This window comes from Streptomyces sp. PA03-1a (assembly GCF_033792805.1).
Classification (GTDB): domain Bacteria; phylum Actinomycetota; class Actinomycetes; order Streptomycetales; family Streptomycetaceae; genus Actinacidiphila.
In genome coordinates, this window is the sequence record NZ_JARAVO010000177.1 from 11,587 (window position 1) to 20,746 (window position 9,160).

Consider the following 9,160-nt stretch of genomic DNA (forward strand, 5'->3'; position numbering starts at 1 on the left):
GCCTGCCCGGGCGGCGGGTCAGCGGCCCACCGCGTAACCCTGCATGCCGCGGGGGTTGGCCGCGGAGGACAGGACGCCGGTCTCCGGGTCGCGGGCCACCGCGCACAGGCGGCCCTCGGACCAGGGGGCGGCAACGGTGACGTCGTGGCCGCGGCTGCGGAGCCCGGCGATGACGGACTCCTCGAAGCGGCTCTCCACGGTGAGGCTGCCGGGCCGCATCTCCCGGGGGTGGAAGGAGCTCGGGAAGCTGTCGTTGTGCCAGTTGGGCGCGTCGATGGCGCCCTGGAGGTCGAGGCCGCCGCGGACGGGGGCGCGCAGGGCGACGCCCAGGAAGAAGTGCAGCGACCACTGGTCCTGCTGGTCGCCGCCGGGGGTGCCGAAGGCCATCACCGGCACGCCGTCGCGCAGCGCGAGCGACGGGGTGAGCGTGGTGCGCGGACGGCGGCCCGGGGTGAGGGAGTTCGGCAGCCCGGGCTCCAGCCAGGTCATCTGCAGGCGGGTGCCGAGCGGGAAGCCGAGCCCGGGGACCACCGGGTTGGACTGGAGCCAGCCGCCGCTGGGGGTGGCGGCGACCATGTTGCCCCAGCGGTCGACGACGTCGAGGTGGCACGTGTCGCCGCGGGTCGCGCCGTTGTGGGCGACGGTCGGCTCGCCGACGCCCATGGCGTCGAATCCCGTTGCCGCGGCGGCGTCGTGGAGCGGGAAGTGCGGCAGCCGCGGCGTACGGCCGCGCGGGCTGCCGGGGCGCAGCTCGTGGGAAGCCCTCGCCTGGTCGACCAGGGCGCGCCGTGCGTCGTTGTAGGCGGATGACAGCAGTTCGGCGAGGGGGACGTCGTCCTGGGCGTCGCCGTACCAGGCCTCGCGGTCGGCCATCGCCAGCTTGGTGCCCTCGACCAGGGTGTGCACGTAGTCGACGGAGCCGTACTCCAGTTCCGCGGGATCCGGCGGCAGCAGGGCCAATTGCTGCAGGAAAGCCGGGCCCTGGCTCCACGGTCCCGCCTTGCAGACCGTCCAGCCGTTCCAGTCGAAGGTCACCGGGTCCTCGTGGTGCGCCTCGTACGCGACGAGGTCGTCCCCGGTCAGGGTGGAGGCGTGCCGCTCCCCCGTGGTGTCCATCGCGGGACGGGCGGCGAAGGTGGCCAGCGCCTCGCCGATGAAGCCCTCGCGCCACACCCGCCGGGCCGCCTCGATCTGCGCCTCCCGGTCGCTGCCGGCGGCCTCCGCCTCCCGCAGCAACCGCCGCCAGGTGGCGGCGAGGTCGGGGTTGCGCAGCAGGTCTCCCGGCCGGGGCGGGCGGCCGCCGGCCAGGTACAGCTCGGCCGAGGTCGTCCACTCCGTCTCGAACAGCGCCTGGACGGAGCCGACCGTGGCGCCGACCGCCTCCACCGCGGGGTGGCCGTGCTCGGCGTAGCCGATGGCGTAGGAGAGCACGTCCGCGAGCGGCTTCGTGCCGTGGTCGCGCAGCAGCACCATCCAGGCGTCGAACGCACCGGGCACGGCGGCCGCGAGCGGACCGGTGCCGGGGACGAAGTCCAGGCCCAGCGCGCGGTAGTGGTCGACGCTCGCCCCGGCCGGGGCGGGGCCCTGGCCGCAGAGCACGCGCACCGGACCGCCGGCGGGCGCGACGATGATCGGCACCTCGCCCGCGGGCCCGTTGAGGTGCGGCTCCACCACGTGCAGGACGAACCCGGCGGCCACCGCCGCGTCATAGGCGTTGCCGCCGCTCTCCAGCACGGCCATCGCCGACTGCGAGGCGAGCCAGTGCGTGGAGGAGGCCATGCCGAAGGTGCCTTGGAGGGTGGGCCGGGTCGTGAACAATTCCGTACTCCTCGCGCCGGGGGTGCACCTACACTCGCACGATGCCCCACGAGCGCGAACACGTACCCCCAGTCTCCTCCATGGCACGGTCGCTCGCCCGGGTCCCCGGTGTGGTCGCGGTGATGCTGGGCGGCAGCCGGGCGCGCGGAACGCACCGCCCCGACTCCGACTGGGACCTCGGCGTGTACTACCGGGGCGAACCGGACCTGGCGGCGCTCGCCGCGCTCGCCGACGAGGCGACGGGCACACCGGTGGAGATCGCCGGCCCCGGCGGCTGGGGTCCCTGGGTGAACGGCGGGGCGTGGCTGCGCGTCGACGGCGTCCAGGTCGACTGGATCCTGCGGGACCTGGACCGGGTGGGGCGGGTGTGGGACGACTGCCGCGCCGGCCGCTACGAGGTCGGTGTCCAGGCCGGCCATCCGCTGGGCTTCTGGTCCCCCGTGTACGCCGGTGAGGTCGCCCTCGGCCGCGTCCTGGCCGACCCGGCGGGTGAGCTGACCGCGCTGCGCGAGCGGACGCTGGTCTACCCGGAGCCGCTGCGCGAGGCCCTCGTCGGGGCCTCCTGGGAGGCGGACTTCCTGGTCGTGAACGCCCGCAAGTCCGCGGGTGGCGGGGACGTCCTGCACGCCGCCCTGTGCCTTTCACGGGCGGTCGGGGTGCTGACGCAGTCGCTCCACGCCCACCACCGCGTGTGGTGCCTCAACGAGAAGGGCGCCCTCGCCGCCGCGGGCGCCCTCCCCGACACCCCGCCCGGCTTCCGGTCCCGCGCCGAAGCGGTGCTGTCCGGCCTCGGCGACCCGGTCACGGCGGTGGAGGACGCCGCCGCCCTCGTCGCGGACGTCCGCGCGGCGCTGGGCTGACCCCGGGCGGAAACGCGCGGGTCCCGGCGCCGGACGAGCGGATCAACCGATGTTGGTGTGCTGCGCCCAGTCGTTGTGGAAGGTGAACCCGCCGCTCGCCGGCGGCATCGGCGACTGCACCTCGATCCAGCACAGAGGCTCCGTGCCGAGGGCCGCGAATCCGTGCGACGCGCCGACGGGCGCGAAGACGAGGTCGCCGACCCCGGCCAGGTCCTGCTCACCGTCACAGAAGGACCGCGTCTGTCCGGAGATCAGGTAGTAGATCTCCTCGAACGGATGGAAGTGCTCCTTCGCTGAACGCGGGTGTGGCCGGTGGGCGAGCGGCACCCCCGATATACGTTCGCGCCGGGCCGCCAGCCGTCCTACCCTCGGCGCATGGCCAGGCCTCTCGTAGCCGTCCTCAGTGGCGCAGGTATCTCCACCGACTCCGGCATCCCGGACTACCGCGGTCCGAACGGGCTGTGGCGGCGCGATCCGGAGGCGGAGAAGCTCGTGACGTACGAGCACTACATGGCCGATCCCGATGTGCGCCGCAGGTCGTGGCGGATGCGCATGGAGAGCCCGACGCTGGAGGCTCGGCCCAACGCGGCGCATGACGCGATCGTCCGGCTGGAGCGGTCGGGCGTGGCGGTGCGCGTGATCACGCAGAACGTCGACGGGCTGCACCAGATGGCGGGGCTGCCCGAGCGCAAGGTGCTGGAGCTGCACGGCACGGCCCGCACCGTCGTGTGCACGCGGTGCCACGACCGGGCGCCGATGGACCAGGCGCTGGCGCGGGTCCGGGCGGGCGAGCCGGACCCGGCGTGCGGAAAGTGCGGCGGGATCCTGAAGTCGGCGACCGTCATGTTCGGGCAGCGGCTGGATCCGGTGGTGCTGGGCAACGCGATGGCCATCGCCAAGGGCTGCACGGTCTTCATCGCGGTCGGCACCAGCCTGCAGGTGCAGCCTGCGGCGTCGCTCGCCGGGATCGCGGCGGAGCACGGGGCGCGGCTGGTGATCGTCAACGCCGAGCCGACGCCGTACGACGAGATCGCGGACGAGCTGGTGCGCGAGCCGATCGGGAGCTCGCTGCCCGCGCTCCTGGACGGGATCGCCCGCGAGGCCGCCGCGGGGTGACGCGCGTGCCCCCGGACGGATCGTCCGGGGGCACGGCTCAGGGCAGGTTCGCCGCGGCGGTCACCAGCGGTGGTGGACCTGGGCGCGGATGCGCCGGTCGTACAGGTCCCGCACGGCGTCCAGCGTGCTCTGCGGCAGCGGCGGCAGGGCCGCGGCCTCGGCGTTGGCGCGGGCCTGCTCGACGGAGCGGGCGCCGGGGATCACGGTGGTGACGCCGGGCTGCTGGATGATCCAGCGGAGCGCCGTCTGGGCCGGGGTCGCGCCCTGCGGGGAGAGGGCGGTGAACTCGGCGGCGGCCTCCAGGCCGGTCGCGTAGTCGACGCCGGAGAAGGTCTCGCCCTGGTCGAAGGACTCGCCGTGCCGGTTGTAGGTGCGGTGGTCGTCGGCCGGGAAGACCGTGTCCTTGGTGTAGCGGCCGGACAGCAGGCCGGAGGCGAGGGGCACGCGGGCGATGATGCCCACCCCGGCCTCGGCGGCGGCCGGCAGGACCTGCTCCAGAGGCTTGAGGCGGAAGGCGTTGAGGATGATCTGCACGCTCGCGACGCCCGGCCGGGCGATCGCGGTCAGCGCCTCCTCGCAGGTCTCGACGCTGACGGCGTAGGCCGCGATGCGCTCCTCCTCGACGAGGGTGTCGAGGGCGTCGAAGACCGCGTCCGAGGAGTAGACGGCGGTCGGCGGGCAGTGCAGCTGCACCAGGTCGAGGGTGTCGACGCCGAGGTTGGCCCGGGACCGGTCGTTCCAGGCGCGGAAGTTGTCCAGGACGTAGTTCTCGGGGACCTGGGCGACCCGGCGGCCCATCTTCGTGGCGACGAAGATCCCGGCGTCCGGGCGCTCCCGGAGGTAGCGCCCGATCAGCTGCTCGCTGCGTCCGTCGCCGTAGACGTCCGCCGTGTCGAAGAGGGTCACGCCCTCCGCCACGGCCGCGTCCAGGACGGCGAGTGCGTCCTCCTCGCGGACCTCGCCCCAGTCGGCGCCCAGCTGCCAGGTGCCGAGACCCACGACGGACACCTTGCGGCCCGTCCTGCCCAATACGCGCTGCTCCATGCCTTCGATGCTAGTCGCTGCCCCGCCGGCCGCGGCCGACGGGGCGGGCGCTACCGGGCTACCGGGCTACCGGCGGGCGGTCCCCTCCAGGTGGCGGCGCACGGCGCGGGCCGCGTGGTGGCCGGACATGCCGTGGACCCCCGGGCCGGGCGGGCTGGCGGAGGAGCAGAGGAAGACCCCGGGGCGCGAGGTGGTGTACGGGTTCCACTGCAGCTTGGGGCGGAAGGCCGTCTGGAGGCCGGCGAAGGCCCCGCTGGCGATGTCACCGCCGACGTAGTTGGCGTTGCGGGCGGCGAGTTCGGCCGGTCCGCTGACCGCCCGGGCAAGGACGAGGTCCCGGAAGCCGGGGGCGAAGCGCTCGATCTGCCGCTCGACGGCCTCGGTGGCGTCGCCCCGAAAGCCGTTGGGCACGTGCCCGTACGCCCAGAAGACGTGCTTGCCCTCGGGCGCCCGCCCGGGGTCGACGACGGTGGGCTGGGCGGTGATGAGGAACGGGGTCTGCGGCGGGCGGCCGCGTACCGCCCGGTTCAGCGCGTCGCCGATCTCGCCGAAGCTCGGCCCGATGTGCACGGTGCCGGCCCGGCGGGCCTCTGCCGCGGTCCAGGGCACGGGGCCGTCCAGGGCGTAGTCGACCTTCCAGACCGCGGGTCCGTAGCGGTAGTTCCGGTACGCGTCGCCGAGCCCGGCGATGCGCGCCAGCGCGGTCGGCGAGGTGTCGAAGACGTACGCGCGCGCCGGCGGCAGCTCGTCGAGCTTGCGGACCATGACGCCGGTGTGGACGGTGCCGCCAAGCAGCCGCAGGTAGGACGCGAGGGCGTCGGCGAGCGACTGCGAGCCGCCGCGCGGGACCGGCCAGCCGACCTCGTGGCCGGAGACGGCGAACATCAGCGCCGTCGCACCGGTGAGCGGGCTGGTCAGCGGGGCGATCGCGTGGGCGGCGAGACCGGCCAGCAGCCCGCGGGCCTTCTCGTCGCGGAACAGCCGGGCGAGCACGGACACCGGCGGCAGCCCGGTCAGCCCGAAGCTCGCGAAGCGCAGCGGGTCGCGGGGCAGTCCCCGCCACTGGGGGCGCAGGAAGTCGTGGGCGAGGGTCTTCCAGCGGCCGACGTACGGGGCCAGGAGCCTGCGGTAGGTGCCCGCGTCGCGCGGTCCGAGCGAGGCGGCGGTCGCGCCGACGGTGCGGTCCAGCACCGCCGCGGTGCCGTCGTCGAAGGGGTGCGCGAGCGGCAGCTCGGGGTGGAGCCACCGCAGGCCGTGGTCGGCGAGCGGCATCGCGTTGAACGCGGGCGAGCCGGCGCCGAGCGGGTGCACGGCCGAGCACGGGTCGTGGCGGAAGCCCGGCAGGGTCAGCTCCTCGGTGCGCGCGCCGCCGCCGACCTGGTCGCCGGCCTCGAAGAGCTCCACGGAGTGCCCGGCGCGGGCGAGTTCGACCGCGGCGGTCAGGCCGTTGGGCCCGGCTCCGACGACGATGACGTCCGTGACGTGTGCCCTGCTCATCGGTCACCTGCCATGAGGTCGACGACCCGTCGCGCGGTCGCCTCGTCGCGCGCCACGGAGAAGGGGAAGGCGTTGCCGCCGCCGATGCGGAAGGGCACGCCCTCCGCGGTGATGCTGGCGCCGCCGGCCTCGGTGACCAGCAGCAGTCCGGCCGCGTGGTCCCAGGGCGACTCCCAGGTGAAGGCGACGGCGTCGATGGCGCCCCGGGCGACCTCCAGGTAGTCCAGCCCTGCGCAGGTGCACTGACGGGACTCGACGCCGTCGGTGCCGAGCCCCTCGAACCGGCGCCGCTCCTGTTCGTCGAGGAAGGCGAACTGCGAGGTGGCGACGGTGAGCGCGGACCCGCCGGAGTCGCGGGCGGTGCGGATCGGCTCGCCGTTGAGCAGGGCGCCCCCGCCGCGTCGGGCGGTGGCCATGAGGGCCAGCCTCGGCACGTACGTCCAGGAGGCGTGCACCTCGCCGCCGCGGGCGAGCGCGACGAGCGTGGCGAACTCGGGCCTGCCCGCGACGAAGTTGGCGGTGCCGTCGACGGGGTCGACGATCCACACCGGGTCGTCCCCGCCGATGCGGCGCAGGACGCCCGGGTCGGCGTGCACGGCCTCCTCCCCCACCACGACCGAACCGGGCAGCAACGCCGGCAGTTCCTCGGCGAGCCGCAGCTCCGCCTCGCGGTCGGCGACGGTGACCAGGTCGCCCGGTCCGGTCTTGTGGCTGATGTCGGCTGCGCTCAGCCGGCGCCAGCGCGGCACGACCTCCGCCTCGGCGGTCGCGCGCACCGTGTCCTCGACCGCCTTGAAGAGTGCGTCATCGATCACTCCTCCATCAGACCAGATCGTCCGCGGCGCCGCGCACCCGTGGTGGCTTTGGCGGGTTCACGCCGTCCGTGCGGCGGGGCCCGCCTTCCGCATCAGGGCGCTGTACAGCACGAACGAGCTGACCAGGCCGACCGCCCAGCCGTAGTCCGCGAGCGGCTTCAGCAGCGGGATCAGGCCGTCGACGGGAAACGGGCCCTGCTTGCGGCCCTCGGCGTCGACGGTGGAGTACGAGCCGCCGACCGCCAGCAGGCCGCCCACGACGAGGGCGAGCACCGCCCGCCAGTTCCAGCCGCGGTGGTACCAGTAACGGCCGCCACCTGCCTCGTACAGCTCGGGCAGCGCCAAGTGGGTGCGCCGGACGACCCAGTAGTCGGCGATGAGGACGCCGGCCACGGTGCCGAGGACACCTCCGACCACGCCCAGCCAGGTGAAGATGTACAGCTCGGGGGTGGAGGTCAGTTTCCAGGGGAAGATCAGCACCCCCACGACGCCGGTGATCAGCGCGCCGGTGCGGAAGTCGACGTGCCGGGGCGCGAGGTTGGACAGGTCGTACGCCGGGGAGACCACGTTGGCCGCGATGTTGACGCTGATGGTGGCCACCAGCACCGTGACCAGGGCGTACAGCAGGCCGATGACGTTGTCGGTCTTGCCGGCCAGTTCGACCGGGTCCCAGATGGCCTCGCCATAGACCGCCTGGGAGCCGGAGGTGACCAGCACCGACAGGACGGCGAAGAAGGTCATCGTGGTCGGCAGCCCGAGCGACTGGCCCCAGACCTGGGCGCGCTGCCCGGCCCCGAAACGGGTGAAGTCGGGGATGTTGAGGGAGAGGGTCGACCAGAAGCCGATCATGCCCATGAGGGCGGGGAAGAAGACCTTCCAGAAGTCCCCGCCCCAGCCGAGGGCGGAGGGCTGGTCCAGCAGGTGGCCGAGGCCGCCCGCCTTGTTGGTGATCCAGACCAGCAGGACGACGGCGCCGACGAGGACGAAGGGCGCGGCCCAGTTCTCGAAGCGGCGGAGCGTCTCCATGCCCCGGTAGATGATCGCGAGTTCCAGCGCCCAGAAGGCGAGGAAGCAGACCCACAGCGTCCACGGGTAGCCCGCCACGTGCGCGGCGCCCGCCCAGCCGCCCCAGATCTTGCCGAGGAGGACGAAGATGCCCTGGCCGCCGATCCAGGTCTGGATGCCGAACCAGGCGCAGGCCACGGCGGCGCGCAGCATCGCCGGGAGGTTGGCCCCGCGCACCCCGAAGGAGGAACGGGCCAGCACCGGGAAGGGGATGCCGTACTTGGGGCCCGCGTGGCCGGTGAGCAGCATCGGCGCGAGCACGATGACGTTGGCCAGGGCGATGGTGAACACCGCCTGCTTCCAGTCCATGCCGAGGGCCACCAGGCCGGAGGCGAGCGTCCACGACGGGATGTTGTGCGCCATCCCGATCCACAGCGCGGTGAAGTTGTAGGTGGTCCAGTGCCGTTTGGCGACGGGGATCGGCAGCAGGTCCTCGTTGGCGTACGGACCGTGCGGCACGGCCGCGTCGAGGCGGAGCTCGACGCGGCCGTCGGGGTGCGTGATCTGGTCGGGCGGCGTGGGGGCCGGCATGGGTGCGCTGCTCCCCCCTCAGCCGCGCAGTGCGGGGATGACGGTGGAGCCGTAGGCGTCGATGGTGGACTCCTTGGCGTCGTGCATGTCGTAGACCGCGAACTGGTCGACGCCGAGGGCCTTCAGGGCGCGCAGCTTCTCGATGTGCCGCTCGGCGGTGCCCAGGAGGCAGAAGCGGTCGACGATCTCGTCGGGGACGAACGTGGTGTCGGGGTTCCCCGAACGGCCGTGGTGGGAGTAGTCGTACCCCTGACGGGCCTTGATGTAGTCGGTGAGTTCGTCGGGCACGGAGGCGGAGTGTTCGCCGTACCGGGCCACCAGGTCGGCGACGTGGTTGCCGACCATGCCGCCGAACCAGCGGCACTGCTCGCGGGCGTGGGCCAGCGCCTGCGGGGAGTCGTCCTCGGTGACGTA

The 9,160-nt window shown here is 73.8% G+C and carries 9 protein-coding genes; 2 read left to right on the forward strand and 7 right to left on the reverse strand.

The genetic code is table 11. The features are described from left to right. Positions 1-18: 18 nt before the first annotated feature. Positions 19-1,818, reverse strand: coding sequence for a gamma-glutamyltransferase family protein (locus PV341_RS31770; RefSeq protein WP_500359632.1), 1,800 nt, complete (start codon positions 1,816-1,818; stop codon positions 19-21). A 41-nt stretch (positions 1,819-1,859) separates the two neighbouring features. Here PV341_RS31770 and PV341_RS31775 point away from each other — a divergent pair, with 41 nt between their 5' ends. After that, positions 1,860-2,678, forward strand: a complete 819-nt coding sequence (locus PV341_RS31775) for a nucleotidyltransferase domain-containing protein (RefSeq protein ID WP_500321584.1) — start codon at positions 1,860-1,862, stop codon at positions 2,676-2,678. Positions 2,679-2,720: 42 nt separating this feature from the next. Here PV341_RS31775 and PV341_RS31780 read toward each other — a convergent pair whose 3' ends face one another. After that, positions 2,721-3,005 carry a cupin domain-containing protein gene (locus PV341_RS31780; RefSeq protein ID WP_500359633.1) on the reverse strand — a complete coding sequence of 95 codons (285 nt, stop codon included), beginning with the start codon at positions 3,003-3,005 and terminating at the stop codon, positions 2,721-2,723. Positions 3,006-3,053: 48 nt separating this feature from the next. Here PV341_RS31780 and PV341_RS31785 point away from each other — a divergent pair, with 48 nt between their 5' ends. Next, positions 3,054-3,794, forward strand: coding sequence for an SIR2 family NAD-dependent protein deacylase (locus tag PV341_RS31785; RefSeq protein ID WP_500359635.1), 741 nt, complete (start codon positions 3,054-3,056; stop codon positions 3,792-3,794). 60 nt (positions 3,795-3,854) lie between these two features. Here the strand turns inward: PV341_RS31785 and PV341_RS31790 are convergent, their stop codons facing one another. The 5 genes from PV341_RS31790 to PV341_RS31810 form a co-directional block, all read right to left on the reverse strand. Beyond that, positions 3,855-4,838, reverse strand: coding sequence for an aldo/keto reductase (locus tag PV341_RS31790; RefSeq protein WP_500321588.1), 984 nt, complete (start codon positions 4,836-4,838; stop codon positions 3,855-3,857). 66 nt (positions 4,839-4,904) lie between these two features. Next, the gene (locus PV341_RS31795; protein ID WP_500321589.1) at positions 4,905-6,335 is read right to left on the reverse strand and encodes a phytoene desaturase family protein; all 1,431 of its coding nucleotides are present in this window, start codon (positions 6,333-6,335) and stop codon (positions 4,905-4,907) included. Beyond that, on the reverse strand, positions 6,332-7,150 hold the full coding sequence (locus PV341_RS31800; protein ID WP_500359637.1) for an inositol monophosphatase family protein: 819 nt from the start codon (positions 7,148-7,150) through the stop codon (positions 6,332-6,334). Before PV341_RS31800 ends, PV341_RS31795 begins: the two co-directional genes overlap by 4 nt. Before the next feature lie 57 nt (positions 7,151-7,207). Further along, complete coding sequence (locus PV341_RS31805) at positions 7,208-8,746, reverse strand: NCS1 family nucleobase:cation symporter-1 (RefSeq protein ID WP_500359638.1); 1,539 nt, start codon at positions 8,744-8,746, stop codon at positions 7,208-7,210. 18 nt (positions 8,747-8,764) lie between these two features. Beyond that, a partial coding sequence (locus PV341_RS31810) for an LLM class flavin-dependent oxidoreductase (protein WP_500359640.1) occupies positions 8,765-9,160 on the reverse strand: 396 nt, incomplete at its 5' end.